At 61.2% G+C, this 24,831-nt stretch carries 27 protein-coding genes; 13 read left to right on the top strand and 14 right to left on the bottom strand.

Annotated elements, in window-relative coordinates; all coding sequences use genetic code 11:
• Positions 1-80: 80 nt before the first annotated feature.
• Positions 81-1,001, bottom strand: a complete 921-nt coding sequence (locus TK42_RS02655; RefSeq protein ID WP_103733528.1) for a ParB/Srx family N-terminal domain-containing protein — start codon at positions 999-1,001, stop codon at positions 81-83.
• Between the two features lie 107 nt (positions 1,002-1,108).
• Here TK42_RS02655 and TK42_RS02650 point away from each other — a divergent pair, with 107 nt between their 5' ends.
• The 3 genes from TK42_RS02650 to TK42_RS02640 all read left to right on the top strand — a co-directional run bounded on the left by TK42_RS02650 (position 1,109) and on the right by TK42_RS02640 (position 2,530).
• The gene (locus tag TK42_RS02650; RefSeq protein ID WP_005786102.1) at positions 1,109-1,483 is read left to right on the top strand and encodes a YajD family HNH nuclease; all 375 of its coding nucleotides are present in this window, start codon (positions 1,109-1,111) and stop codon (positions 1,481-1,483) included.
• 161 nt (positions 1,484-1,644) lie between these two features.
• Positions 1,645-2,112, top strand: a complete 468-nt coding sequence (locus TK42_RS02645; protein ID WP_003189607.1) for an RNA methyltransferase — start codon at positions 1,645-1,647, stop codon at positions 2,110-2,112.
• Between the two features lie 67 nt (positions 2,113-2,179).
• The gene (locus TK42_RS02640; protein WP_032877238.1) at positions 2,180-2,530 is read left to right on the top strand and encodes a DUF2892 domain-containing protein; all 351 of its coding nucleotides are present in this window, start codon (positions 2,180-2,182) and stop codon (positions 2,528-2,530) included.
• 83 nt (positions 2,531-2,613) lie between these two features.
• Here the strand turns inward: TK42_RS02640 and TK42_RS02635 are convergent, their stop codons facing one another.
• Together TK42_RS02635 and TK42_RS02630 are read right to left on the bottom strand one after the other, a co-directional pair.
• On the bottom strand, positions 2,614-3,834 hold the full coding sequence (locus TK42_RS02635) for a hypothetical protein (RefSeq protein ID WP_103733527.1): 1,221 nt from the start codon (positions 3,832-3,834) through the stop codon (positions 2,614-2,616).
• Between the two features lie 14 nt (positions 3,835-3,848).
• A complete protein-coding gene (locus tag TK42_RS02630; protein WP_003172524.1) occupies positions 3,849-4,298 on the bottom strand; it encodes a YcgN family cysteine cluster protein in 450 nt (149 codons plus the stop codon).
• A 154-nt stretch (positions 4,299-4,452) separates the two neighbouring features.
• Between TK42_RS02630 and TK42_RS02625 the strand changes: the two genes are divergently transcribed.
• The gene (locus TK42_RS02625; RefSeq protein WP_078820608.1) at positions 4,453-5,046 is read left to right on the top strand and encodes a nitroreductase family protein; all 594 of its coding nucleotides are present in this window, start codon (positions 4,453-4,455) and stop codon (positions 5,044-5,046) included.
• A gap of 70 nt (positions 5,047-5,116) precedes the next feature.
• Here TK42_RS02625 and TK42_RS02620 read toward each other — a convergent pair whose 3' ends face one another.
• From TK42_RS02620 to TK42_RS02600, 5 genes are all read right to left on the bottom strand, one after another.
• Positions 5,117-6,049: a D-2-hydroxyacid dehydrogenase gene (locus tag TK42_RS02620; protein ID WP_103733526.1), complete on the bottom strand. Its 933-nt coding sequence runs from the start codon at positions 6,047-6,049 to the stop codon at positions 5,117-5,119.
• Between the two features lie 108 nt (positions 6,050-6,157).
• The gene (locus tag TK42_RS02615; RefSeq protein WP_014717482.1) at positions 6,158-6,451 is read right to left on the bottom strand and encodes a YcgL domain-containing protein; all 294 of its coding nucleotides are present in this window, start codon (positions 6,449-6,451) and stop codon (positions 6,158-6,160) included.
• The gene (rnd, locus tag TK42_RS02610; protein WP_032877242.1) at positions 6,448-7,581 is read right to left on the bottom strand and encodes a ribonuclease D; all 1,134 of its coding nucleotides are present in this window, start codon (positions 7,579-7,581) and stop codon (positions 6,448-6,450) included. The genes TK42_RS02615 and rnd overlap by 4 nt, the downstream gene beginning before the upstream one ends.
• Positions 7,582-7,703: 122 nt before the next feature.
• The gene (locus TK42_RS02605) at positions 7,704-8,303 is read right to left on the bottom strand and encodes a class I SAM-dependent methyltransferase (protein ID WP_005786086.1); all 600 of its coding nucleotides are present in this window, start codon (positions 8,301-8,303) and stop codon (positions 7,704-7,706) included.
• A gap of 99 nt (positions 8,304-8,402) precedes the next feature.
• Positions 8,403-9,773, bottom strand: a complete 1,371-nt coding sequence (locus TK42_RS02600) for a glutamine synthetase family protein (protein ID WP_103733525.1) — start codon at positions 9,771-9,773, stop codon at positions 8,403-8,405.
• 350 nt (positions 9,774-10,123) lie between these two features.
• On the opposite strand from TK42_RS02600, the gene TK42_RS02595 reads away from it, so the two are divergent.
• Complete coding sequence (locus tag TK42_RS02595; RefSeq protein WP_078820605.1) at positions 10,124-10,897, top strand: transporter substrate-binding domain-containing protein; 774 nt, start codon at positions 10,124-10,126, stop codon at positions 10,895-10,897.
• 105 nt (positions 10,898-11,002) lie between these two features.
• Here TK42_RS02595 and cynR read toward each other — a convergent pair whose 3' ends face one another.
• Positions 11,003-11,869 (bottom strand): transcriptional regulator CynR, encoded by an 867-nt coding sequence (gene cynR, locus TK42_RS02590; RefSeq protein ID WP_103733524.1) that lies wholly within the window; start codon positions 11,867-11,869, stop codon positions 11,003-11,005.
• Between the two features lie 112 nt (positions 11,870-11,981).
• Between cynR and TK42_RS02585 the strand changes: the two genes are divergently transcribed.
• The 3 genes from TK42_RS02585 to TK42_RS02575 are packed head-to-tail and all read left to right on the top strand — an operon-like array spanning position 11,982 to position 14,015.
• A complete protein-coding gene (locus TK42_RS02585; RefSeq protein WP_103733523.1) occupies positions 11,982-12,623 on the top strand; it encodes a carbonic anhydrase in 642 nt (213 codons plus the stop codon).
• A 27-nt stretch (positions 12,624-12,650) separates the two neighbouring features.
• On the top strand, positions 12,651-13,121 hold the full coding sequence (gene cynS / locus TK42_RS02580) for a cyanase (protein ID WP_005786081.1): 471 nt from the start codon (positions 12,651-12,653) through the stop codon (positions 13,119-13,121).
• 54 nt (positions 13,122-13,175) lie between these two features.
• Entirely contained in the window at positions 13,176-14,015 is an 840-nt protein-coding gene (locus TK42_RS02575; RefSeq protein ID WP_032877246.1) for a cache domain-containing protein, read from the top strand.
• Between the two features lie 87 nt (positions 14,016-14,102).
• On the opposite strand, the gene TK42_RS02570 is transcribed toward TK42_RS02575, so the two are convergent.
• A complete protein-coding gene (locus TK42_RS02570) occupies positions 14,103-15,620 on the bottom strand; it encodes an MDR family MFS transporter (RefSeq protein ID WP_103733599.1) in 1,518 nt (505 codons plus the stop codon).
• 66 nt (positions 15,621-15,686) lie between these two features.
• Positions 15,687-16,871 (bottom strand): 4-hydroxybenzoate 3-monooxygenase, encoded by a 1,185-nt coding sequence (pobA, locus tag TK42_RS02565; protein WP_371920234.1) that lies wholly within the window; start codon positions 16,869-16,871, stop codon positions 15,687-15,689.
• Positions 16,872-17,060: 189 nt separating this feature from the next.
• Between pobA and TK42_RS02560 the strand changes: the two genes are divergently transcribed.
• Positions 17,061-17,936 carry a helix-turn-helix domain-containing protein gene (locus TK42_RS02560; RefSeq protein ID WP_005786075.1) on the top strand — a complete coding sequence of 292 codons (876 nt, stop codon included), beginning with the start codon at positions 17,061-17,063 and terminating at the stop codon, positions 17,934-17,936.
• Here the strand turns inward: TK42_RS02560 and TK42_RS02555 are convergent.
• A complete protein-coding gene (locus tag TK42_RS02555) occupies positions 17,929-18,108 on the bottom strand; it encodes a hypothetical protein (RefSeq protein WP_003189580.1) in 180 nt (59 codons plus the stop codon). The two genes, TK42_RS02560 and TK42_RS02555, sit on opposite strands and share 8 nt — an antisense overlap.
• Before the next feature lie 100 nt (positions 18,109-18,208).
• The gene (locus TK42_RS02550) at positions 18,209-19,114 is read right to left on the bottom strand and encodes a LysR family transcriptional regulator (protein WP_005786071.1); all 906 of its coding nucleotides are present in this window, start codon (positions 19,112-19,114) and stop codon (positions 18,209-18,211) included.
• Between the two features lie 105 nt (positions 19,115-19,219).
• Here TK42_RS02550 and TK42_RS02545 point away from each other — a divergent pair, with 105 nt between their 5' ends.
• Positions 19,220-20,086, top strand: coding sequence for an MBL fold metallo-hydrolase (locus TK42_RS02545; protein ID WP_032877249.1), 867 nt, complete (start codon positions 19,220-19,222; stop codon positions 20,084-20,086).
• A gap of 34 nt (positions 20,087-20,120) precedes the next feature.
• On the top strand, positions 20,121-20,735 hold the full coding sequence (locus TK42_RS02540; protein WP_078820600.1) for an NAD(P)-dependent oxidoreductase: 615 nt from the start codon (positions 20,121-20,123) through the stop codon (positions 20,733-20,735).
• Positions 20,736-20,773: 38 nt separating this feature from the next.
• Here TK42_RS02540 and TK42_RS02535 read toward each other — a convergent pair whose 3' ends face one another.
• Positions 20,774-21,643: a LysR substrate-binding domain-containing protein gene (locus TK42_RS02535; RefSeq protein ID WP_103733521.1), complete on the bottom strand. Its 870-nt coding sequence runs from the start codon at positions 21,641-21,643 to the stop codon at positions 20,774-20,776.
• A gap of 111 nt (positions 21,644-21,754) precedes the next feature.
• On the opposite strand from TK42_RS02535, the gene TK42_RS02530 reads away from it, so the two are divergent.
• The gene (locus tag TK42_RS02530; RefSeq protein ID WP_103733520.1) at positions 21,755-23,392 is read left to right on the top strand and encodes a 5-guanidino-2-oxopentanoate decarboxylase; all 1,638 of its coding nucleotides are present in this window, start codon (positions 21,755-21,757) and stop codon (positions 23,390-23,392) included.
• Positions 23,393-23,523: 131 nt separating this feature from the next.
• A complete protein-coding gene (locus tag TK42_RS02525; protein WP_103733519.1) occupies positions 23,524-24,711 on the top strand; it encodes a cyanate transporter in 1,188 nt (395 codons plus the stop codon).
• Positions 24,712-24,831 lie beyond the last annotated feature (120 nt).

Here is a 24,831-nt window from a genome sequence, read left to right as displayed (position 1 = left end):
GATAGTGGTGTGTCAGCTTGCCTATCCTTAACAGACACACTGCTATCGGGAGCAAGCCCCCTCCCACATTTGGTACTGCTTCAGTCTCTGGATTTGCGGTAATCGATCACGTACGGCACTTTCTTGTCGAAGGTCTTTTCCAACTCCTTTTGATCCAGCTGGGTCATACCACCCAACTGCCGGGCAGTGAAACCGCTGTCGCCGACCATTGCCCCCGGCGCCAGGCTGACCATGCGCTTGGCGACAGCCTCGATGGCACCCTTGTAGCCGCCCTTCTTGTTCAGGTTGTACTGGCCCAGATCAATCTGCGTGCGCAGCCAGTTGCCCCAGTAGAACTCGAGAAATTCCGGCGCAATCGCACCCTCGTTTGGCTTGCCGTACGCGGCCTTGCGGGTGAAATACACCAGGCTGCGGAACGTGTCGTCCTGCAGGTTCTTGAAGCCCAGGTGCGCCGGCAGTTGCTCCGCTGGTAACGCCTGGCCCCGGTTGTCCTTGAGCCAGACCTTGCGGGCCGCTTCCATCCGCTGCCAGAACGTGGCGAGGTTGGGGCTGGAACTGAAGTCGTCGGTGACCTTGACCCACATTTTCAAGCGCGGGCCAGCGCCGGGCGTTTCCCACAAGGTAGTGAAACTGTGATGACCATCGGTCAGGTAAAGCTGGCCGCCGGGGCCCACCACCACGGTTTTCATATCCTGCGGGTAGGTGCCGACCGGGTGCTTGCAGGTAAAGCTGTCGGGCCTTAGCAGCTCGGCGTTTTTCGGCACCTGGTCAGCCTCGCCCTGGCCGTTGGTTTCGCAGTATTCATCGAAAGCCTTGGCCGGCTTGTCGGCGAACAGCCCGAGGCTGTAGTAGATCTGGTCGAAACCCACCACGGCCTGGGTGGGGTGCAATTGCTCCAGGGCCACCTCGATCACCTGCCCGGGCTGCGGCGTAGAGAACGCCTGGGCCTGAGCGGTAACCACACAGAGCACAAGCCCGAGAGTCCATGAATACAGACGCATAAATTTCAAATCCTTATCAGTCAGTGAAGCAATCCCTAGGGGTGATTTTCAGCGTAAGCGGCTAGAATCAACCTTATCCGTGACCCACCAAATAGCCAGGAGCCATGATGAGCTCGACCAACCCGCCCTCCCACACCGCCAAGCTGGACCGCATCCTCGCCGATGCCCAGCGCGACCGCGAAATGGGCTACCGCGACAAAGCCTTGAAGATGTACCCCCACGTGTGCGGCCGCTGCGCCCGTGAATTCGCCGGCAAGCGTTTGAGTGAACTGACCGTACACCACCGCAACCATAATCATGATGACAATCCCCAGGACGGCTCCAACTGGGAATTGCTGTGCCTGTACTGCCACGACAACGAACACTCGCGCTACACCGACCAGCAGTATTTCGGCGAAGGCTCCACCAGCAGCCCGAGCATTGCCAAGGCGACGCACAATCCGTTTGCGGCGCTGGCGGGGTTGATGAAGAAAGACGACTGAAGATCGTCCTTGTCTGTACTGGCCTCATCGCAGGCAAGCCAGCTCCCACATTTGGAATGCATTCCCCTGTGGGAGCCGGGCTTGCCCGCGATGACGATCGCCCAAGCACTGCATACCCCCAGGCCGTATAATCGCCGTTTTTCTCCAAGGCACCCTTCCCCGTGGGCAATAAACGCTACAGCTGCATCGGTCTGTATAACCCAAAATCCCCCGAAAACGTCGGCTCGGTGATGCGTGCCGCCGGTTGCTACGGCGTGGCCTCGGTGTTCTACACCGGCGTGCGCTACGAGCGCGCCCGGGACTTCATCACCGACACCAAGAAGGTCCACCACGACATTCCGCTGATCGGCATCGACGACCTGAAGAAGATCCTGCCCCTGGGCTGCATCCCGGTTGCCGTGGAACTGGTGGAAGGCGCACGCCCGCTGCCTGAATACACCCACCCCGACCGCGCGCTGTATATCTTCGGCCCCGAGGACGGTTCCCTGGACAAGGAGATCCGCGACTGGTGCGAAGATGTGGTGTACATCCCCACCACGGGCTGCATGAACCTGGCGGCCACCGTCAATGTGGTGCTCTACGACCGCCTGGCCAAGGGCAACAACACCCGTTCGGGCCCCAAGTACTGATTCTGCGGGAACATCCGGCACCTGCGTGCAGTCAGCTAGTAACACTAGCCCTTGTTGGAGACAGATCATGAGCGACAGCAAAATTTTGCAACCTATCATCGAAGCCACACCGTTGAAGCCTCAGCCTACCCAGAATGTGCATGGCTGGGAGCGCATCGGCTCAGTGGCGGGCGGCGTGATGATGGTCGGCAAAGGCCTGCGCCGCGGCGGGATTTTCGGGCTGATCCAGGTGGCGATTGGCGGCGTGGCACTGGCCCGTGGCTTTACCGGGCACAGTTCGCTCAAAGACAAGCTGGAGCAGGGTCGCCAGGAAATGAACAGCGTGCGCACGAAGATCGAGCGGGCCGGGGAAGAATTGAAGAATTTGAAGACCAAGGCGGAAGTGGCGGCTGAGAAGGCTGTAAAACCCAAAGCCTGACCTAAGTCTTGGACATGCTGGAGATTCAAAATGTGGGAGGGGGCTTGCCCCCTCCCACATTTTGAATTGCACAGGGCTTGGGATCAGCGCAGCAGCTTGCTATCCAGTACCACCGACGATTCGCCGATTACGCTTTCAGCCAACTGAACGAACTCTTTGGTGTTGATGCTGTTCACCCGCATCACCGCCTGCGCCAGATCATCCAGGGAGCGCTTGTTGTGGGTTTTCACGCGGATCTCGCGGTCCAGGTCCTGCAACACCAGTACTGCCCGCGCTACACCAGCGCTGCCGATTTGCTCGCCCCTCAGCGTGGTGACCGCCTTGCTTTCTTTGGCCAGGCGCGCCTGGATCGCCGCATAACGCTCATCGGTGAGGCCCCCCGCACGTCGCACCAGTTCAATCGCGTAATACTCCCCCAGGCCCTCGCTGATCCAGTCACTGCTGTCGTGGTCGTTGAAGCGCCCGATGGCCTGCACCACCTCGCGCAGCAACGGGCTGCCGCCATTTTCGCTGACCAGTGGCGTACGGCTGTTAAGGTAGATCGAATCGTGCGACGCCCAGGCTCCGCGGCGCATCGGGTCACTCGCGCCGACGATCAACAATTTGGCGGGATGGCGTGGGAACGCAGCGTCCACCTGCGGCCAGACGAACGTCAGCAGCGTCAGCACGTCCATGCGGCGCATGCCCTGCCCCTTTGGCGAGGCCACGGTGATCTCGGTTTCACCCAGGCGCAGGCGACGGCTGCCGAGGTTACCGGCGAGCATCCAGCCGGTGGGGCGATCGAACAGGCGGGACACGTTGTCGATGCGGAATTTGTTTTTGCCAATGCGCGGCCAGGCAGTTTCGACGCTCTTCCAGCCCGCGGGCAGTTCGAACATCAGGCGCGAGACCAATTCAATGCCATCTTGCTGGTCCAGGCGCGCAGCCGGCACCAGGTCTTCACCGCGCAATAATGCCCAATTGGGCGTGGCCCGTGTGTCAAAGGTGCCCGGCTTGCGCGCGTGGGTCAGACGCACGCGGTAGGTCAGGCTGGCCTTGTCGGCGCTGGGCTGCCACACACCACGGCTGCCCGTGACTTGCCATTGGCCGTCGGCCTTGAAGTCGCTGTAATCACCACTGCGGCCCAGGTCAAAGTCCAGGCTGCGCACCGCCGAGCCTTGGGACAGGCTGACGCGCACCTCGGCCTGCTCGCTCTGGGGCAGCAGCTTGACGTGATAATCCAGGTCAACCTTCTTAGCGCACCAGCCCGGCCCGCTCAGCGCCAGCAATACCAGGGCCGCTGCCAACTTGGCTGCCACCTTCATACACACTCCTTTGTTCAGCCTGCACGGAAGATCAGGTAATCCTCCCAGTCGTCCTCGGGCACGCTGCCTTCGCTGAGCATGCGCCCGGACTGGGAAATGCGTTCATGGTGCACGGCGTCGCGATCGCCGCAGACCAGGTGGTGCCAGAGCGGCAAATCCTTGCGCTCGCTGACCAGACGATAGCCGCAGGTTGGCGGCAGCCATTTGAACTGGTCGGCCTGGCCGGGCGTGAGCTGGATACAGTCCGGCACCGAAGCGCGGCGATTGGGGTAATCGGTGCACTGGCAGGTTTTCAGGTCGAGCAGTTTGCAGGCGATACGCGTGTAATAGACGCTGTTGTCGTCTTCATCCTCAAGCTTTTGCAGACAGCACAGGCCGCAGCCGTCGCACAACGACTCCCACTCCTCCTGGTCGAGGTGCTCAAGGGTTTTGCGTATCCAGAAAGGTTCGACTTTGGCGGCCATGGCTCTACATCAGTATCAGAAGGTGAAAAGGCCGCCAGTCTAGTGCCCAAGCCCGTTACGGCCAAGCGCTTACGACTGACGGTGTTGCAAGACTTGTCAGGCCTGGGTTGGCGCAGTAGTTTTGAACCCCGGCTTTTTTCATCAGGATCTGTCCATGAGCGATAACCCACGCGTTGCCGATTACCCGATCCATACCCAATTCACCGAACGCTGGTCGCCCCGCGCCTTTACAGGCGAAAGCATCCCGCAAGAGACGTTGCTGAGTTTCTTCGAAGCCGCACGCTGGGCACCCTCGGCGTACAACTCGCAGCCGTGGCGGTTTCTCTACGCCCGCCGGGACACGCCGGACTGGGAGCGTTTCCTGGGCCTGCTGAATGAATTCAACCGCAATTGGGCGCAGCATGCGTCGGCCCTGGTCATCATCGCGTCGAAAACCGACTTCATCGCCCCCGGCGCTACAGAAGAAACCCCGGCGCTGTGGCACACCTTCGACACCGGCTCGGCCTGGGGCCACCTGGCGCTGCAAGCCAGCCTCAGCGGCTGGCACACCCACGGCATGGCCGGTTTCGATCAGGAGCTGACCCGCAAAGAGCTGAAGATTCCCCAAGGCTATGCGCTGCACGCGGCCGTAGCGGTGGGTAAGCTGGGTGACAAGTCGAACCTGCCGCAATACCTGCAAGGCCGTGAAGCGCCGAGCCCACGCAAGCCGTTGACTGAACTGGTGTCTGAGGGCGACTTCAGCCTGTAAGCCTAGTGCAACTCCAATGTGGGAGGGAGCAAGCCCCCTCCCACATTTTAGATTGATGCATGGCCAAGGATCAGTAGCCCCGGTCGAAGTCCACTTCGCCGCGCAGCGCTCGCTTGGCCTGGTAGGCGCGCACGTTTTGCACAAACAACGCCACCATCATCGACGGCGAGGTCGGTGCCGAGCTGTGCCCAGTCAACAGCAAACCCCACGCAGTCCAGAACGGGTGGCGTTGCGGCAACGGCTCCTGACGGCACACGTCGATCACCGCGCCGGCCAGATGCCCTTCTTTCAGGGCCTCGACCAGGTCGGCATCCACCACCGCCACGCCGCGCCCGACGTTGATAAACAGCGCCGTCGACTTGAATTGCTTGAACAACGCCGCGTTGTACACGTCATGGGTGTCCGGGGTATTGGGCAGCAGGTTGATCACGTAATCGACCTCGCCCACCAAGCGGCCCAACTGATCGAGCCCGGCCACTTCAATGAAGGGTGCCTGTTCCCGCGCCGTACTGGCGATGCCGTACAGCTTGACGCCAAAGGGCACCAGGAAATCAGCCACGCTTTTGCCAATATCACCCGTGCCGACAATCAGCGCCTTGCGCCCCGCCAGGCTCTGGCCCATGCGGTTGTCCCACTTGCGCTCGACCTGGCTGACCAGGCGCGCCAGCACTTCGCGCTCATGGCCCAGCATATAGGTGAGGACAAACTCGGCCATGACCTGGCCAAAGATGCCGACTGCACGGGTGAGGCGATAGTCGCGGGGCAAGCCATCGGCCAGCAGCGGCGTGATACCGGCCCAGGTCGATTGCAACCACTGCGGTTGATGGCCCTGGCGCAGCAGCGTCGCCAGCAGATCGGGCTGGCCCAGCCACACCGGGCAATCGGCGGCCAGGCGCGAGAGTTCGGCCGAGTCACCGCTGGTCAGCACGTCAAGGTCCGGGGCGGCCTCCTTGAGCAGTTGGGCGTAGAGCGGGTGATCCTGTTCAGCAATCAGAACACGCATGGTTCAAACCTTTCAAAAACAATGCAGACGGCCGCCCGCATCCTTACGGCCACCGTCGTCTAATACGATTCCATTTAAAGCCTGTGCCCTGACACGGGCACTGATCGATCACATCGGGTCGTTGCGGCGCAGCAACTCTTCGGGCAAGTGCTCGATGTACTCGTCTTCGGCCGGCGGCATTTGCAGGTGGTAGCCCTGTTTGTCGAGGTTTTCCAGCACCACGGTGATGTCTTCGCGCGACAGCTTGCGCTCCGGCGTCAGCACCATGTCAAACGCGTGATGCGCCTTGCCGAAGGCCTCCATCAACGGCTCGGGCACGCGCTCGAGGGCATCGCTTTTGAGCACGTAGAGGTACATGCCGTCTTTTTTCTTGCTGCGGTAGATGGAACAAATACGTTTCAAGGCTGTTCTCCGGCATTGGCCAGGCTGTCGAGCAGCGCCTGGCCCATCAACTCGCGGCGCCAGCCACGCAGCGAGTCTGGCAATTGGTAAGGCCCATCGGGGTAGCCACTTTTGACCAGGGCTTCGAGGGTTTTCTTGCGCAGCATCAGTTCCGGCGCCATCTCCAGGCGCTCGGCGAACGTCTGGCCCAGGGCGCGCAGTTGCTTGATCAGCGCGGCGGCATCCACCGGCAACGGTTCGGCCACGGCGGGAGGCCATTGGTCCATCGGCACGCTACCGGCGCGTTTGATCAGGTCCAGCAGGAACTGGCCGTCCTGACGCACGGTACGCGGGTGCATGTCTTCGATCTTGCCCAGCGCTGCCAGGTTATCCGGCTGGGATTTGGCCAACGGCCAGAGCGAATGCTCGCGGATGATGCGGTTGCGCGGCAGGTCCCGGGCGCGGGCCTGCTGTTCGCGCCAGGCGCACAATTCACGCAGCACGGCAAGTTGGGCACGGGACAGTTTCCACGCCAGCTTGGCATCGCGGTACACCTCGAAAGGGTCGATTTCGCGGCGCAGGTTGGCCACCAGTTCGGCACCGTCTTCCAGGACCCAGGCGTACTTGTCATCCGATAGCTGCGGGCGCAGGCGAATATAGACCTCGGCCAGGTGCACCGCGTCTTCAGCGGCGTAGCTGACCTGCGTCTCGGACAATGGCCGCTGCAGCCAGTCCGAACGGGTTTCGCCCTTGGGCAGCTCGATATCCAGCACGGCTTGCACCAGGCGCGAATAGCCCATGGAAAAGCCGAGGTTGAGGTAAGCCGCGGCCAACTGGGTGTCGAACAACGGTGCCGGCAGGCTGCCGGTCAGGCGCAACAGCACTTCCAGGTCTTCGCTGCAGGCGTGCACCACCTTGATCACCGCCGGGTTCTCCAGCAAAGCGGCCAAGGGTTGCCAGTTGTCGATGGTCAGGGGGTCGATCAGGTAAGCGCGTACGCCATCACCGATCTGGATCAGCCCGGCAATAGGGTAAAAGGTGTCGACCCGCATGAATTCGGTGTCGAGGGCGACGAATGGCAACTGCTGCCATTGGGCGCAATGCTGGCCGAGGCTATCGTTGTCGCAGATCCAGTGAATATCGATGGCCACACGGCTCTCCCTTGAAGAATGGCGCGCAGTATATATCGCGAAAGGGGCTTGCGAGCATCCGTAGTGCACACACCATCATGAAAACTCCGACAGGAGATGAAGAATAGTCCGACATATGGGAGTTATCCTCTCTTACGCAGGACGTACACACACCACAGTTTGGAGCCCGGCAGGAACTCCTGGTAATTCAGAACCTTGAAGCCCGCCTGACGAAACTCATCCTCTACCGGAGTACCCGCGCTTACGGAAACAATCACCGTGTCGCGGCTGACGCGGTGAAACTCGCGCAACAACATTAATCGCACATCGCTGCTGGGCACATGGCGAAACAACTCCAGGCAGAAAATACAGTCCACCGCGTTCGCCGAAAGGCCAATCGAAAACGCCGAGCCCTGGAAGGTTTTGACACGTTTTAGCAACGTGCCCGGGTGATGGGTGCGCGCGTGGTCGAGCATGGCCTGGGAGTTGTCAGAGGCGAGGATCACCCGGTTGACGTGCTCGGCCAGCACCGGCCAGAAGCGCCCCGAACCACAGGCCAGGTCAAGGATAAGCCCTGGCTCACCCGCGACCTTCAGCGCATGGCGTACCAGCCGCGCATCCCGCCACGCGGCCAAGCGCTGCAACAGCCTTGGCGGACGCGGATCACCGCACACCCTGGCATGCTCACGGTCACAGCGCTCGGTGAATTCAGTCTCGATGGGGGATGGAGGTTGTGGCGACATCACGGGCTCATGTGGGTAAAACGGTAGTGAACGACCTTGATTCCCAGCTTAACCACTGCAACGTGAAAAAAAGGTCGAAAGCCGCCACCGTAAACTCCGTCACGCCTGATGCAGGTACCAGCGCCAATCCTGCTCGCCGACCTCGCCCATGAACTGGCGATATTCGGCACGTTTGACTGCCAGGTAAACACCAAGGAATTCACTGCCAAACGCATCCTTTGCCCATCGTGAAGCCTCAAGCGCACGCAGGGTGGTCAGCCAGTCAGTGGGCAACAGTTCCTTGGCCTGGGCATAACCGTTTCCTTCCACCGGGGCGCCAGGGTCGCGTTGCTCGCGAATGCCGCGATGGATGCCGGCCAGGATCGCGGCGGCCGCCAGATAAGGGTTGGCATCGGCGCCGCAGATGCGGTGCTCGATATGCCGGGAACTGGCCGGGCCACCGGGCACGCGCAGGCTGACGGTGCGGTTGTCCACGCCCCAGGTGGCAGCCAGGGGTGCATAGCTGTTGGTTTGGAAACGCCGATAGGAGTTGGCGTTGGGGCAGAACATCAGCAGCGAATCGAGCAACGTACTCAGCATCCCGCCCACCGCCTGGCGCAGCAGTGGCGTGCCATCAGCCGCCTCGCTGGCGAACAGGTTATTGCCCTGGGCATCGGCCAGGCTGACGTGCATATGCATACCGGTGCCGGCCAGGTCGTCGAACGGCTTGGCCATAAAACATGCGGCCATTCCATGCTTGTGGGCCACGCCCTTGACCAGGCGTTTGTAGCGCACCGCTTCGTCCATCGCCTGTAAAGCATCAGTGCGATGTTCAAGGGTAATTTCCACCTGGCCCGGGGCGTACTCGGAGATGGCCGTTCGCGCCGGGATACCTTGCAGCTTGCAGGCGCTATAAAGGTCGGCGAGAAACGGCTCGATCTGCTCCAGTTCGCGCAGGCCGTAGACCTGGGTCGAACGCGGGCGATTGCCGTCCATATCCCGCGCCGGTTGCGGACGACCGTTGCCGTCGGGCTTCTGGTCGAGCAGGTAGAACTCCAGCTCTGCCGCCATCACTGGGTAATAGCCATCGGCTTTGAGTGCATCGATGACCTTGGCGAGCAAATGCCGAGGGTCGGCCACGGTAGCGGGCAAGCCTTGTGTGGGGTGCATGCTGACTTGCACCGCCGCGGTGGGGATCAAACGCCAGGGCATACGCTGCAAACTGCCACTGATCGGGTAGGCGCGGCAGTCGATATCGCCGACTTCCCACACCAGCCCTGAGTTTTCTACGTCATCGCCATTGATGGTCAGGCCGAGAATGGTGCTGGGCAGTGGCCGACCGGTTTCGTACACCGCCAGCAGTTCGTCGCGGTGCAGCAGCTTGCCGCGGGATACGCCGTTGTTGTCGAGGATAAACAGCTCGAACATCTCAATATCGGGGTTCTGCTCAAGGAAGGTTCGGGCTTCGTGCAGGCGGGCAAAGACACTCATGGCAATTCTCATACGTTTGGGTCGGGCAGATGCAGATGGGCACAGGTGCACGTCATCCGTGGGGGTGGATCAACGTAGAAAAGAGGTGTCTGGCGGGCGCGCGTGTCGACAATGGAACAAGGCCCAGAACGCAAGTGCAGAAGGCAGTGTCGCGGCGTGAGTGTCGGGGCAACCGTCCATGCGCGGATCACAGAAATAGAGAACCCCGAGCGTCACACGCCTGGATAGGCGGTTAAATTCAGGCTTGATGGAGTTTGGGTACAGTTTGGCTAAACATTCCCCACGCCTTGCCACCCTGCCCGGCGCTGGAAATAATGGGCGCCCCGACCGTGCCCCAAGGACTCGCCCCCATGAAAGCTCCTCTGGCCCTCTGTGTGCTGGCAAGCCTGGTAAACATCGCCCAGGCCGACACTGTCCCGTCACGTCTTGACGAGGTGATCCAGCGCGGCACCCTGACCGTTTGCACAACGGGCGACTATAAGCCCTACACCTCATTGCGCGCCGATGGCCATTATGAAGGTATCGACATTGCCATGGCCGAGTCCCTGGCCAAGAGCCTCAACACCACGATCAAGTGGGTGCCCACCACGTGGAAAACCCTGATGCCGGACTTCCTCGCCCAACGGTGCGACATCGCCGTGGGTGGGATTTCGGTGTCGTTGGAGCGGCAGAAAAAGGCGTTCTTCAGCCAATCGCTGGGGGTTGACGGCAAGATCCCACTGGTGCGCTGCGCCGATGTGCAGCGCTACCAAACGGTTGAGCAGATCAACCAGCCACAGGTGCGGGTGATCGAGCCGGCAGGTGGCACCAATGAAGTGTTTGCCCGTGCCCACCTGGGCCAGACGCAGATTCGCCTGCATGACAATGTGACGATTTTTGATGAGCTGCTGGCGGGCAAGGCCGATGTGATGATTACCGATGCCAGCGAGGCGCGGTATCAGCAGAAGCTCAAGCCGGGGTTGTGTGCGGTCAATCCTGAGCGGCCGATGCAGTACAGTGAAAAAGCCTTCCTGCTACCTCGCGATGATGTGGCCTGGAAGAGTTATGTGGATCAGTGGTTGCACTTGAGCGTGGCGACGGGTGTGTATGGGGGGGTTGTCAGCCAGTGGTTGGCTGCGCCTTGAATTTGCTGCCATGACGGCCTGTCTGGCACACCGAGATCTAAATGTGGGAGGGGGCTTGCTCTCGATATAGGTGGATCAGCCAAAAAATTGTTAACTGACACTCCGCTATCGGGAGCAAGCCCCCTCCCACATCAGCTCGACGAACGCCCTGCACGCGGCGCTGCGGTAGGCGCCCTTGCGGCTCAATAGTGCGGCAGTACGCTGCGGCAGCGGTGGGTCGATGGTCACGGCGTGCAGCCCCGTCTGCGCCTCGGCCAGTGCTTGGGGCAGGACGGTTGCCAGTGACGTGTTGCGGACTATTTCGATGATTGCGCTGATGGAGTTGGCTTCCATGGCGATAAATGGTTTCACACCTTGCCCGCGGCAGTAGTCATCTATATGGCGGCGGGTAGCGAAGCTCGTGTTCAGCAGCACCAGGGGTTGTTCCAGCCAAACGAGTCGGCTCAATTGGGGATGGCTGGCACTGACCACTACGCTCAGCTGTTCGACGAACAGCCCCTCGCACTCAATGTCCGGCCCATGTTCGCCGGTAAATCCGATACCGATATCCAGCAGGTCTTCGCCCAGTGCAGCTTCGATACGGTCCTGGGTCAACTCCTCGACGCTGAGGGTGATGCCCGGGTACAGCGTATTGAATCGCGCCAGCAACGGGCCGATCAGGTAGGCGGTGAAGGTCGGCGTCATGGCCAGGCGCAAATGCCCGCGGCTGAGGTCCTGCACATCGTGTATGGCGCGGCTGCCGGCCTGCAGGTCCTGCAAGGCCAGCCGGGCAAAGCGCACATAGGCTCGCCCCGCATCGGTCAGGCTGATACTGCGCCCGGAGCGGTCGAGCAGCGGCGCGCCGAGGCTTTCTTCCAGCTGTTTGATCTGTTGTGAGAGGGTCGGCTGCGATACATGCAGCGCTTCGGCGGCGCGGGTGAAGTTGCGATGCTCGGCAACGGCGAGCAAGTAACGGATATGACGCAGCAGCATCGACAGCGCTCCAGCTATAGGCATGACTTATAGACAGCATCATAAACCGGTCTTGGACGCTATAGCCGAAAACTTCCATCCTTGCCCCATCAGCGACGCAAGGAGAACCACCATGCAGCATCTCATCGATGGCTTCCGCAAATTTCAACGTGAAGCCTTTTCCCAACGCAGCGACGTGTTCAAGCACCTGGCGACCACACAGAACCCCGGCACCTTGTTCGTGTCCTGCTCCGACAGCCGTGTCGTGCCGGAGCTTCTGACCCAGCAGGAACCCGGCGATCTGTTCGTGATCCGCAATGCCGGCAACATCGTGCCGTCCTACGGCCCCGAGCCGGGTGGTGTGTCGGCCACGGTCGAATATGCGGTGGCGGTACTCGGGGTCAGCGACATTGTGATTTGCGGGCATTCGGACTGCGGCGCCATGACTGCCATTTCCACCTGCAAGTGCCTGGACCATCTGCCGGCCGTGGCCAACTGGTTGCGTCATGCCGAGTCGGCCAAGGTGATCAATGCATCCCGTACGCATGTCTCGGACGCTGCGCGCCTGGATTCATTGGTGCGTGAAAACGTGGTCGCCCAACTGGCTAATCTCAAGACTCACCCCAGCGTTGCGCTGGCCCTGGAACAAGGCCGGATGAACCTGCATGGCTGGGTGTATGACATCGAAACCGGTGGCATCGACGCGCTGGACGGTCGCACCGGACGCTTCGTCTCTTTGCTCGACCATCCAACCACCCGCGCCCACGCTGCCTGAACCTTAACCACCCAAGAGGACATCACCATGTTGCAATCCCAATTCGCCCAAACCCCACGCCTGGCCCTGGCCGATACCGTTATCGACCTCAAGGCACGCAAGAATCTGTCATGGCAGGACCTCACCGATGGCACCGGCCTGAGCCTGGCGTTCGTCACCGCCGCCCTGCTCGGCCAGCACCCACTGCCCAAGGAGGCGGCCGACATCGTGTGCGACAAACTCGGCCTCGACCAGGACGCCAGCCGCCTGCTGCAAAGCGTCCCACTGCGCGGCAGTTTCCCCAGCGGTGTGCCGACCGATCCGACGATGTACCGCTTCTACGAAATGCTGCAGGTCTACGGCTCTACCTTGAAGGCCTTGGTGCATGAGCAATTCGGCGACGGCATCATCAGCGCCATCAACTTCAAGCTGGATATCAAGAAAGTCGAAGACCCGGACGGCGGCTCCCGTGCGGTCATCACCCTGGACGGCAAATACCTGCCCACTAAACCCTTCTGATTTGCCGCCAACCGTCTACGCTCTTGGCACACCAACAAGAACGAGGGACGGTAAATGAAGAGACTGCTCCGATTCACCTGGCTGCTGCTGTTGTGTTGCAGCCAGGTGCATGCCGCCACGGCACAGGAAGCGGATGCCCAAGCCGCCAAGGCCCTGCTGGAAAAGGCCTTGGCGTACTACCACAAGCAAGGTGACAAGGCGTTCGCCGCCTTCAGCCGTCAGGGCGAATTCATCGACCAGGACCGTTATGTGTTTGTGGTCAATACCCAAGGCGTACTGTTGGCCAGTGGCGGGCCCTCCTCCGCGCTGATCGGTCGCGACGTGTCCGAGGTACTCGGGCCCGACCTGCAAGCCTCGTTCAAACAAGCCTTGAGCGAGCCGGAAGGCCAGGGTATCCAGCAGGCTGACTATCGCTGGCAGAACTGGAACGACGGCAAGGTCGAACATAAGCATGTGTTTTATCAGCGGGTGGGCGAACGCATCCTGGCGGTCGGTTATTACTTGCCGCGCGCCACGCCAGAACAGGCACGGGCGCTGCGCAACAAGGCGGTGGAAGCGCTGGTCAAGGATGAAACCGGCACGCTCAAGGCGATCAACTCCTTGCAGGGCGGCTTCTTGCAAGATGATCTGTACGTGTTCGTGGTAGACCTGAACACGCGACGCTACGTCGCCCACGGCACCAACCTGCGCCTGATCAACACCGACTTTGCCAAGATCAAGGACCCGGATGGCAAACCGGTGGGTGTGCCGATCCTCAAGATGATGGCCGAGCAGGACCAGGGCGAATACAAATACCGCTGGAAAAACCCGGTGACGGGTAAGGTCGAGAACAAGCACGCTTATGTGCGCAAAAGCGGGCATTTCATGGTTGCGGTGGGGTATTACAGCCCCTGATCTGACTTGAAATGCAATCAAACTGTGGGAGCAAGTCGAATCGTCGCGCCGCCCCTCCCACATTTGGTTTCCTACATTCAGTTGGACCTAGCGGGCTTTGTCTTCCCGACCACGCAGCACCCGGTTCGGCATCACGATCGCAGCCGCCAACCCCAGCAGCGACACCGCTGCACTCACCATCAGCAAATGCCGGAACGTCACCGCCAACTCCCCGCGCAACGCATCCTGCGCCGGGCCGGGTGCGGCGTTGAGGCCGTCAAGCAGCACGTTGCCAGAACTGCCTTCGGCCACCAGTGCGGCGCTCGTCAAATGGGCGAAACTGGAGTCGTGCAACAGCGCCAGCAGCAACGCCGACATGCAAGCCACCCCCACTGCCCCGCCCAGGGAGCGGAACAGGTTGGTGGTGCTGGTGGCCACACCGATATCCCGTTGCTCTACCGAGTTCTGCGTACCCACCAACGAGGTCGGGAACTGCATACCGGCGGCAATGCCGCACAACAGCATGAATACGCTGGTGAGCACCACCGCCTGGGGCGCGCTGTAGGCCATGCCGAGAATCGCCAGCGGGCTCAACACTGCGCCACTGAGGATCATCGGTTTATAGCGGCCAGTCACCGACGTCATGCGCCCGGCAAAATACGCGCCCATCGGCAAGCCCATCGCCAAGGGCAGCAAGTGCAGGGCCGCACTGTCGGCACCGGCGCCGGTCACGGTCTGGTAACGCAGGGGCATCAGCACGGTCAGGGAAATCGCCTGGAAGCTGGTGACAAAAATCGTGCACCAACACAACACCGCATTGCGGTTGGCAAACAAGTGCATGGGCAGCAGCGGTTCGCGCGCGCGGCGTTCGTGCCACACAAACACGCTCAACGCCAACAGTGCGCAGGCCAACAACCCCAGCACTTGATCGTCACGCCACGAATGGCCCTGGCCGATTTCGGTGATGCCCAGCAACAAGGCGGTGAGGCCGATGATCATCAGCACCGTGCCGAGGTAATCGATGATCGGCTTGCGCTGCGGCACCGGCAGCCCCACCAGAGTGCGATGGGCCACGTACCAGGCGCCGGCACCCAGCGGCAGGTTGATCAAAAACACCCAGCGCCACGACAGGTACTCGGTCATATAACCGCCCAGCACCGGCCCCGCCACGCTGGCCACCGCGTACATGCTGCTGAAATACCCCTGATAACGTCCCCGTTCGCGGGGAGGAATAATGTCGCCAATGATTGCCTGGCTCACTGAAATCATCCCGCCGGCACCGATGCCCTGGAGAATCCGCGCCAGCACCAATTGCTCCATGCTTTGCGCCATGCCACAAAACAGCGACGCCAGGGTAAACACGCCCATGCCGATCAGCATCATGGGCCGACGCCCATACAGATCGCCAAGCTTGCCGTAGATCGGCACCGCCACGGTCATCGCCACCATATAGCCGGAAATCACCCAGGCCAGCAGGTTGACGTCATGAAACTGCGCGGAAATGGCCGGCATGGACACCGCCACAATGGTCTGGTCCAGGGCGCCGAGGAAGATCGCCATCATCAGCGCAGCAAGAATACTGCGCACGGCGGGAACGGTTGGGGCGGGCTGATTGAGGTGAGTCACGGCAGAACCTTCGAACAAGGCCCGCAGGACAAGATCGCCCGCGGGAATGCTCAATACGATAGCAGGCTATTCGATAGGCTCGTAAGCAAGCCCGACGTAATTTTCTGCAATGGTTTTGCGCCCGGCATCCGAGTGGATGAAATAGTCCAGCTCACTCTCGGCAATGCGCTGGCTGAAGGCGTCCGCCTGGGGAAACTCATGCAGCATCGAGGTCATCCACCAGGAAAACCGCTCGGCTTTCCATACCCGGCGCAGGCAGATAGCCGAGTACTTTTGCAGCAAGTCCAGGCGTCCTTCGCGGTACACCTTGAGCAAGATCCGGAACAACGTGCTCACGTCACTGGCCGCCAGGTTCAACCCCTTGGCGCCGGTGGGCGGGACAATATGCGCGGCATCGCCAAGCAGGAACAGGCGCCCGTACTGCATGGGTTCCACCACGAAGCTGCGCAGCGGCGCGATACTTTTTTCAATCGATGGGCCGGTCACCAACTGCTGCGCCAATGAACCGGGCAAGCGGGTTTTCAGCTCATCCCAGAAACGCTCATCCGACCAATCCTCCACAGCCTCGTCCTGCGGCACTTGCAGGTAATAACGGCTGCGCGTCGGTGAGCGCATGCTGCACAGGGCAAAACCCCGTGGGTGTTTGGCATACACCAGCTCGGCGTGTACCGGCGGCGTATCGGCGAGCACCCCCAGCCAACCGAAGGGATAGACCCGCTCGAATACCTTCAACGCCTGCGCCGGAATCGACTGGCGGGCGACGCCATGGAAGCCATCGCAACCGGCGATGTAATCGCACTCCAGGCGATAGGCTTGGCCTTTGTGATTGAACGTCAGCCAGGGTCGATCACTTTTCAGATCATGGGGCTGTACGTCGCACGCCTCGTACAGCGTGGTAGCGCCGGCGGCTGCGCGGGCGGCCATCAGGTCGCGGGTGACTTCGGTCTGGCCGTAGATCATCACCGATTGGCCACCGGTCAATGCCTTGAGATCGATTGGGATAAGTTGGTCATTAAGGGCAATGTCAAAACCTGTGTGCACCAACCCTTCAACATCCATGCGTTGGCTCACCCCGGCTTCGCGCAACAGGTCGACCATGCCCTGCTCCAACACTCCGGCACGGATGCGCCCCTGCACGTAATCGGAGCTCTGGCGCTCTAGAACAAGGGTTTGAATACCAGCGTTGTGCAGCAGCTGGCCGAGCAGCAATCCAGACGGACCGGCGCCAATAATGGCGACTTGGGTTTTCAGGGTTTTCATTATTTTTATGGCCTTCACGCTTTACCCGAACGTATCGAGTGAAAGAGTTGTCAGTGGAATTGTGGCTGACATTTTTCACTTGAGCGAACCGCATAAGAAGGTGAAAACTGCGTCAAAGCCTGCGCTTTTCGCCAATCGGGGCGATTACCGAACCATTATCCTGAGTATCGGATTGAAACCATGACCAAAACCGCGATTCCGGTCTTCAAGCTTTACGGGGAAAGCCAGCAGTGGCCGACGCCCGATTTGTTGCACTGCGAAACCATTTCCCGGCGCAGTCGGGAATACCAGTGGGAAATCCAGCCCCACCGGCACGCGGATCTGTGCCAACTGCTGTATGTGCACAAAGGCCAGGCACAACTGGAAATCGAAGGCCAGCGCACCACCCTCAATGAAGCGAGCCTGCAAGTGCTGCCGCCACTGTGCGTGCATGGCTTTCGTTTTTCCGAAGATGTGCAGGGTTATGTGGTGACCCTTTCGGCGCCGCTGGTCAGCCATTTGCAGGCGCAATTGGGCGACACCGTCGATGGCCTGCAAACCCTCGGCAGTTATCCTGCGGGCAAGGACAGCGACTACTTGAACAACCTGTTCGTGCGCTTGCAGGACGAATACGCCGATGATCAACCGGCACGGGACATGATGTTGCACGCCTTGGTCAGCGTGCTGCTGGTGTGGGTCAGCCGCCAGGCGATCCAGCGCCGTCATCCACGCGCCCCACGTGGTCGTGAGTATTTTCGGCGTTTCACCCAACTGGTCGAACAGCATTACCGTGAGCACCCCAAGATTGAAGATTTGGCCCACAAGCTGGGCATCTCGGTCTCACACTTGAACGGGACTTGTCGGGAATTGGGCGGGCAACCGGCATTGCAGATCATGCATGACCGCCAATTGCTGGAAGCCAAGCGCTTGTTGACCTACACCAGCATGACCATCAATGAGATGTCCGAGGTGCTGGGCTTTTCCGACCCGACCAACTTCTCGCGACTGTTTCGCCGCAGGGTCGGGTTTTCACCCAAGGCGTTTCGCGAGCAATTGAAGGCCGAGCAGCCTACCTGAGCGCGCTGAAGCTGCCGGTGCGCGGCACGCATTGGTCCTGATGGCAACTGATGGCGAACGCCGCCGGTTGCATGCGCGTTTGTTCGACGCGATAGGCGGCTGTCCCGTACAACGCAGTCGCCAATGCACAGAGGGTGAAAATCGTCAGGTATTTTCTGGTTTTGATACTCATGGCACAGACCTCTGAACGGATCTACACGGTGCTGTTTAAAGCATAGGTCAGTCAGCGCAAGTTGCCATGATTGGCTGCCATTCAGCGCGTTTATATCGCCTCAGAGGCCGACGTCCCACGCGGGCGCCTCCGGAAACCGCAGCACCAGAAAATCCAGCAGGCTGCGCAGTGCCGAGGGCATGTGCTTGCGCGAAGCGTACACCGCATAGATGTTCATCTGACGAGGCTCTGCTGCAGGCAGCAAGCGCACCAGTTCACCACTGCGGATCAGGTCACCGGCCTGATAACTGGGGAGCATCGCCACCCCTGCCCCGGCCAGGGTTATACGCAATAACGTGCTGGCCTCGTTGGCGGTGATATTGCCGTGCACCGGCACCGACACGTGTTCGCCCTGCTCTTCGAAATGCCACAGGCTCTTGCCGAAATAGGAGTGGGTCAGGCAGTTGTGCCGGGCCAGGTCTTCGACTTTCTGCGGCGCCGGATGCTCACGCAGATAGGCCGGTGTGGCACACACCACCGAGCGGCACACAGTCAAGCGCCGGGCGATCAGGTTCGGGTCCAGGTCATTGCTGGTGCGGATCGCCAGGTCGATGCGCTCATCCACCAGGTTCACCGTGCGGTCGAGCATCTGCAAGTCCACCGTCACCAGCGGGTAGCGCTTGACGTACTCGGCAATGGCCGCGCCCAACTGCGCCTGGCCGAACGAGGTACTGACGCTCAGGCGCAACAAGCCCCGAGGCGCGTCATCGGGCTCGCTGACGGCGGCCTGCATATCGGCGCACAGCTCCAGCAATTGCCGGCAGCGCGGCAGGGTTTCGCTCCCGGCAGCAGTGAGGCTGAGCTTGCGCGTGGTGCGGTGCAGCAGGCGCGCGCCGACCCAATCCTCCAGCTCAGCCAGGTAACGCGAGACCACCGGGCGCGACAGGTCCAGATGATCGGCGGCGGCAGACTGGCTGCCCAGGTCCACCACGGTGACAAACACGCGCATTGCTTGAAGACGATCCATGATCTGCCCGATTTCAGAAACAAACTATGTCCAAGCATCGCATTTTTTGTGGTGTTTTATGCAACTAAGCTCTACCCACCCCTTACCAATGGCAGGAGCTGCCCGATGTTCTCGACCTTCAAACGCTTGACCCTGGCCACTGCCGCCCTGGCGTTCGCCGCCCACGCCGCAGCCGCTGAGCTGAAACTGGACGTGTACAACCCAGGCGAAGCGGCGATCTTTCCCGTCAGCTCGGTGCTGGTCAGCGGTGCCAAAGACGCGATCCTGGTGGACGCCCAATTCGGCAAAGGCCAGGCCGAGCAATTGGTGCAGAAGATCCGCGCCAGCGGCAAGCACCTGACCACCATCTACATCAGCCATGGCGACCCGGACTACTACTTCGGCCTCGACACCCTGACCGCCGCCTTCCCCGACGCCAAGGTGCTGGCGCCGCAACCGGTGGTCGACCATATCAACGCCACCGTCGCCGGCAAGCTGGAATATTGGGGCCCGAAAATGGGCGCCGACAAACCGACCAAGACGATTGTGCCGCAAGTGTTGCAAGGCCACAGCCTGACCCTTGAAGGGCAACAGCTTGAAGTGGTCGGCCTGGACGGTCCGCAGCCGGATCGCAGCTTTGTGTGGATCCCGTCGATCAAGGCTGTAGTCGGTGGCGTGGTTGTCGCCGAAAACATTCACCTGTGGATGGCTGACACTCAGGGCGCGCAATCTCATAAAGACTGGTTGAGCACCCTTGAGCGTATTGAAGGCTTGAAGCCAAAAACAGTGATCCCTGGTCACTACCTGGGCACCCCATCGCTGGCCTCGGTGAAATTCACCGCCGACTACATCCAGGCCTTCGACATCGAAACCGCCAAGGCCAAGGATTCCGCCGCCCTGATTGCGGCCATGAAACAGCGTTACCCCACCCTCGCCGACGAAAGCTCGCTGGAATTGAGCGCCAAAGTCGCCAAGGGCGAAATGAAGTGGTGATCGGCTTTAAACCCTAACCCTGATGGAGAACGTCATGAGCAAAATCGCAATCATTGGTGCCACCGGCCGTGCCGGTAGCCAACTGCTGGAAGAAGCCCTGCGCCGCGGGCATACCGTCACCGCCATCGCTCGCAACACCGACAAGCTGGGCGTACGCCCGGGCGTCACGGTCAAGCAGGTGGATGCCCTGGACGCCGATGCCCTGCAACACGCTATCAGCGGCAGCGACGTGGTGATCAGCGCCGCGCACTTTGCCACCTTGCCCGCCAGCGCCGTGATCGGCCCGGTGAAAAAGGCCGGGGTCAAACGCCTGCTGGTGGTGGGGGGTGCAGGTTCGTTGCTGCTACCGGACGGCAGTCGCGTCATCGATAGCCCGGGGTTCCCGGCGGAGTACAAGGCCGAAGCCAGTGCCGGGGCTGATTTTCTGGAAACGCTGCGCCAGGAAACGGAATTGGATTGGACGTTCCTCTCGCCATCGGCGCTGTTCGACGGGACCGAGCGCACCGGCAAATTCCGCCTGGGCCAGGATGACCTGTTGGTGAGCAGTGACGGTAACAGCTCGATCAGCTTTGCCGACTACGCCATCGCCATGATCGACGAGGTTGAAACACCCAAGCACTCGCGTAAGCGCTTCACCGTTGGCTACTGACACCACGCGGTAAAAATGTGGGAGGGGGCAAGCCCCTCCTACATTTGCGCCTGGCTGGTCAGCCAATCCATCAGGGCCAACAACCCGGCAGAAGGCACTGTCTGCGGCGGATACACCAGGAAGTAGCCCATGCCCGTCGGCACCCGCAGTTCAAACGGCATCACCAGGCGCCCCGCCTTCAGGTCCTCGCCAATCAGCGCACGATCACCGATCGCCACGCCCGAGCCTTGTGCCGCCACCGTCATCGCCAGGTCCAGCGTTTCGAAATGATGCCCCTGGCTCAGACTGCTCAGGCGCGTACCCGCCGCTTTTAACCACAATGCCCAATCCCGCTGATCCCGTGTGGGGTGCAGCAGCACCTGGTGTTGCAGATCCGCTGGCGTGTGCAAGTTGTCCAGCAAGGCCGGCGCACAGACCGGTGTGAGTTGTTCATCGAACAAATGCCGAGCCTCCTCGGACTGCTCGCCGATGGGCGCATAGATCACCGCCGCATCAAATGGCTCGCGACGAAAATCCACGGTGTAGGCCACGGTGGTGGTCAGTTCCACCGGTACATCCGGGCGCTCCCTTTGCCATTGCAGCACGCGTGGCAGTAGCCAGCGCATCACACAGGTGGACGCCTTGAGCTGCAAAACCTCGCGGCGACTGCCGATTTGCTCCACGGCCTCACCGATCACGCCGAACACCTGCTGCACCCGCAGCGCCCACTCGCGACCTTCCTCGGTCAGGCTCAAGCCCCGCGCCTGGCGCACAAACAACCCATAGCCCAAATGCCGTTCCAACCCCGCGATCTGGCGGCTCACCGCCCCCTGGGTGATGTGCAGTTGCTCGGCGGCGCGGGTGAAGTTGCAGCATTGGGCCGTGACCCAGAAGGTGTGCAATGCGGGCAACGGTGGAAGGCGTTTCATTAGGGCGCAGCCATGACGTGAGGACATGGCGAGTATGACTTTTTATCGATTGTTGCCGCTACCGGCCAGCCGGTCCAATAGCGCCTTCAATCCATAACAAGAGCGACCGGCATGGCAACCTGCGGCGAAGTATTGGTCCACCTCCTGAAAGGCTACGGTGTCGATCATGTGTTCGGCATCCCCGGTGTGCATACCGTGGAGCTGTACCGTGGTTTGGCGCGCTCCGGCATCCGTCACGTCACCCCGCGCCACGAACAGGGCGCCGGGTTTATGGCCGACGGCTACGCGCGCACCTGCGGCAAGCCTGGTGTGTGTTTCATCATTACCGGCCCGGGCATGACCAATATCACCACGGCCATGGGCCAGGCCTATGCCGATTCGATCCCGATGCTGGTGATTTCCAGTGTGCAGGCGCGCAGCCAGTTGGGCGGCGGGCGTGGCAAGTTGCATGAGTTGCCGAATCAGAGCGCACTGGTGGCCGGCGTGGCGGCGTTTTCCCATACCTTAATGTCGGCCCACGAGTTGCCCGGCGTGCTGGCGCGGGCGTTTGCACTGTTTCAGGCCGGGCGGCCGCGCCCGGTGCATATCGAGATTCCGTTGGATGTGCTGGTGGAGAATGCCGACGCTCTGCTGGGCAGCCAGCCGGTCAGCGTGGCCCGCGCAGGAGCGGCACCGGCGGCGATCGAGCACATGAGCCGCTTGCTCGCCACCGCCCAACGCCCGCTGATTCTGGCCGGTGGCGGCGCCATCGATGCGGCGCCCGAGTTGACACGCCTGGCCGAAACCCTCGGCGCGCCCGTGGCCCTGACCATCAATGCCAAAGGCCTGCTGCCTGCCGCACACTCGTTGTTGATCGGCTCGACCCAGACCCTGGCGGCCACCCGCGCACTGGTCGCCGAGGCCGATGTGGTACTGGCCATCGGCACGGAACTGGCGGAAACCGATTACGACGTGACCTTCGCCGGCGGCTTCAAGATTCCCGGTACGCTGCTACGCATCGATATCGACCCGGACCAGACCGTACGCAACTACCCACCCGAGGTGGCCCTGGTGGCCGACGCGAAAATCGCCGCCCGGGCGCTGCTCACCGAACTGGACCGCCAGCCACTGGCGCCGCGCAATACCGATTGGGGCGCAGTTCGCGCCGCACGTTTGTGGGCCGAGCTGGAGCCCACTTGGGACGCTGCCACCCGTGCACACACGCGGCTTCTCAACACCGTATTGGAAGAACTGCCCGGCGCCGTGCTGGTGGGCGACTCCACCCAACCGGTGTACAGCGCCAACCTGACCCTGAACCTCGACCGACCACGTCACTGGTTCAATTCATCCACCGGCTACGGCACCCTGGGCTATGCCCTACCCGCCGCCATCGGCGCCTGGCTGGCGCGTGGCGATGAGCAACCGGTGGTGTGCCTGATCGGCGACGGCGGCCTGCAGTTCACCCTGCCGGAACTGGCCAGCGCCGTGGAAGCCCGCACACCGGTGATCGTGCTGTTGTGGAATAACCAGGGCTATGAGGAGATCAAGAAATACATGCTCAATCGGGCCATCGAGCCTGTGGGTGTGGACATTTACACCCCGGACTTTATTGGCGTGGCCAAGGCCCTGGGCTGCGCGGCAGAGAGCATCGAAGGCATCGAGAATCTGCGCTCGGCACTGCGCGCCGCAGCTGATCGCCAGGGGCCGACGCTGATTGAAATCGACCAAGGGCGGTGGGAGTCGACCAAGCCTGGAACTCGCTCTATGTGACTCTGGTTTTCCCTTGTGAGAGGGGCGATCTGTCAGTTATCCGCAATTTTTAGATAGCCCCAGCGACTTTCTGATTTGCCCCACTTGCCCCTGCATGGCCTGATTCGCCCTTGTTCGATCAAGGCAGGCCCATGGAAAACGTTCACGCAAAACCCACCACCGCCGTATGGCTGATGATCAGCGTGGTGCTGGTCGCCCTTAACCTGCGACCATCGATGGCGGCTGTGGGGCCGTTGTTATCGTCGATTCGCGTGGATGTGCCGTTGAGTTTCAGCAGCGCCGCGTTACTGACCATGTTGCCGGTCATGGCCATGGGCCTGGCGATGTTTGTTGGCATGGGCCTGGCCAAGCGCCTGGGCGAACATCGCAGCATTATGCTGTCGCTGCTGGTGATTGGGCTGGCGACCTTATCGCGGCTGTTGCTGGATTCGGCGCTGGAGCTGATCGTCAGCGCGATTGCCGCAGGGGTCGGCATCGCGCTGATTCAGGCGTTGATGCCGACGCTGATCAAGTCGCGATTCAGCGCTGACGTTTCGCTGTTCATGGGCCTGTATGTGACTGCGATCATGGGCGGCGCTGCGCTGGCGGCATCACTCTCACCCTTGGTGCAAGTGCGCACCGGCAGCTGGCGCATCGGCCTGGCGATCTGGGCGGTACTGGCGCTGTTGGCGCTGGTGTTCTGGTATGCCCAGCGTTCGGCTCTGCCACCCTTGCCTCAAGCAGAATCGAGCATTCGGGAATCATTTTTCAGCAATCGCCGCGCCTGGTTGCTGGCGATCTTTTTTGGCCTGGGCACGGCGTCCTATACCTGTGTATTGGCGTGGCTGGCGCCGTACTACGTCGAACAGGGCTGGAGCGAGCAGAATGCCGGCTTGCTGCTGGGCTTGCTGACCGCCATGGAGGTGATCTCCGGCCTGGTCACTCCGGCCATCGCCAACCGACGCCAGGATAAACGCGGCGTGATCGCGGTGCTGCTGGTGCTGATCATCCTCGGGTTCTGCGGCCTGATCCTCAGCCCGCAACACTGGAGCCTGCTATGGCCTTGCCTGCTCGGCCTGGGTATCGGCGGGTTGTTTCCCATGAGCCTGATTGTGTCCCTCGACCATCTCGACAACCCACGGCGCGCCGGTAGCCTTACCGCATTTGTACAGGGCATAGGTTACCTGATTGCCGGCGTGTCGCCCTTGATTGCCGGAGTGATCCGCGATCAATTGGGCAGCTTTGAAGGGGCCTGGTGGTCGCTGACCGCGGTGACTGTGGTGATGCTGCTGATGGTCCTGCGCTTCAACCCCCGGCATTACGTACGACATATCCGCTGACGTCGTATTACAAACAGTATTTGTCCCACGCGAAACATTGAATAGTCCTACAGAGCTTTCTATTGGTACGAGCGTTCCGTTAACATTTTGCCCAGTCTTGTACTGAGTTCGGTACAAAGG

The sequence above is a fragment of the Pseudomonas sp. GZJR-8 genome, assembly GCF_002916705.1.
GTDB lineage: Bacteria > Pseudomonadota > Gammaproteobacteria > Pseudomonadales > Pseudomonadaceae > Aquipseudomonas > Aquipseudomonas synxantha_A.
The sequence above is the reverse complement of the archived record's forward strand: the minus strand, read 5'-3'. Positions and strand labels throughout refer to the sequence as shown.

Bases quoted from the DNA above. Each gene is read 5' to 3' on its own strand.
- TK42_RS02655 (WP_103733528.1), bottom strand. From the start codon at position 1,001: ATGCGTCTGTATTCATGGACTCTCGGGCTTGTGCTCTGTGTGGTTACC.
- TK42_RS02650 (WP_005786102.1), top strand. From the start codon at position 1,109: ATGAGCTCGACCAACCCGCCCTCCCACACCGCCAAGCTGGACCGCATC.
- TK42_RS02640 (WP_032877238.1), top strand. From the start codon at position 2,180: ATGAGCGACAGCAAAATTTTGCAACCTATCATCGAAGCCACACCGTTG.
- TK42_RS02635 (WP_103733527.1), bottom strand. From the start codon at position 3,834: ATGAAGGTGGCAGCCAAGTTGGCAGCGGCCCTGGTATTGCTGGCGCTG.
- TK42_RS02630 (WP_003172524.1), bottom strand. From the start codon at position 4,298: ATGGCCGCCAAAGTCGAACCTTTCTGGATACGCAAAACCCTTGAGCAC.
- TK42_RS02625 (WP_078820608.1), top strand. From the start codon at position 4,453: ATGAGCGATAACCCACGCGTTGCCGATTACCCGATCCATACCCAATTC.
- TK42_RS02620 (WP_103733526.1), bottom strand. From the start codon at position 6,049: ATGCGTGTTCTGATTGCTGAACAGGATCACCCGCTCTACGCCCAACTG.
- TK42_RS02605 (WP_005786086.1), bottom strand. From the start codon at position 8,303: ATGTCGCCACAACCTCCATCCCCCATCGAGACTGAATTCACCGAGCGC.
- TK42_RS02600 (WP_103733525.1), bottom strand. From the start codon at position 9,773: ATGAGTGTCTTTGCCCGCCTGCACGAAGCCCGAACCTTCCTTGAGCAG.
- TK42_RS02595 (WP_078820605.1), top strand. From the start codon at position 10,124: ATGAAAGCTCCTCTGGCCCTCTGTGTGCTGGCAAGCCTGGTAAACATC.
- cynR (WP_103733524.1), bottom strand. From the start codon at position 11,869: ATGCTGCTGCGTCATATCCGTTACTTGCTCGCCGTTGCCGAGCATCGC.
- TK42_RS02585 (WP_103733523.1), top strand. From the start codon at position 11,982: ATGCAGCATCTCATCGATGGCTTCCGCAAATTTCAACGTGAAGCCTTT.
- cynS (WP_005786081.1), top strand. From the start codon at position 12,651: ATGTTGCAATCCCAATTCGCCCAAACCCCACGCCTGGCCCTGGCCGAT.
- TK42_RS02575 (WP_032877246.1), top strand. From the start codon at position 13,176: ATGAAGAGACTGCTCCGATTCACCTGGCTGCTGCTGTTGTGTTGCAGC.
- TK42_RS02560 (WP_005786075.1), top strand. From the start codon at position 17,061: ATGACCAAAACCGCGATTCCGGTCTTCAAGCTTTACGGGGAAAGCCAG.
- TK42_RS02555 (WP_003189580.1), bottom strand. From the start codon at position 18,108: ATGAGTATCAAAACCAGAAAATACCTGACGATTTTCACCCTCTGTGCA.
- TK42_RS02550 (WP_005786071.1), bottom strand. From the start codon at position 19,114: ATGGATCGTCTTCAAGCAATGCGCGTGTTTGTCACCGTGGTGGACCTG.
- TK42_RS02545 (WP_032877249.1), top strand. From the start codon at position 19,220: ATGTTCTCGACCTTCAAACGCTTGACCCTGGCCACTGCCGCCCTGGCG.
- TK42_RS02540 (WP_078820600.1), top strand. From the start codon at position 20,121: ATGAGCAAAATCGCAATCATTGGTGCCACCGGCCGTGCCGGTAGCCAA.
- TK42_RS02535 (WP_103733521.1), bottom strand. From the start codon at position 21,643: ATGAAACGCCTTCCACCGTTGCCCGCATTGCACACCTTCTGGGTCACG.
- TK42_RS02530 (WP_103733520.1), top strand. From the start codon at position 21,755: ATGGCAACCTGCGGCGAAGTATTGGTCCACCTCCTGAAAGGCTACGGT.
- TK42_RS02525 (WP_103733519.1), top strand. From the start codon at position 23,524: ATGGAAAACGTTCACGCAAAACCCACCACCGCCGTATGGCTGATGATC.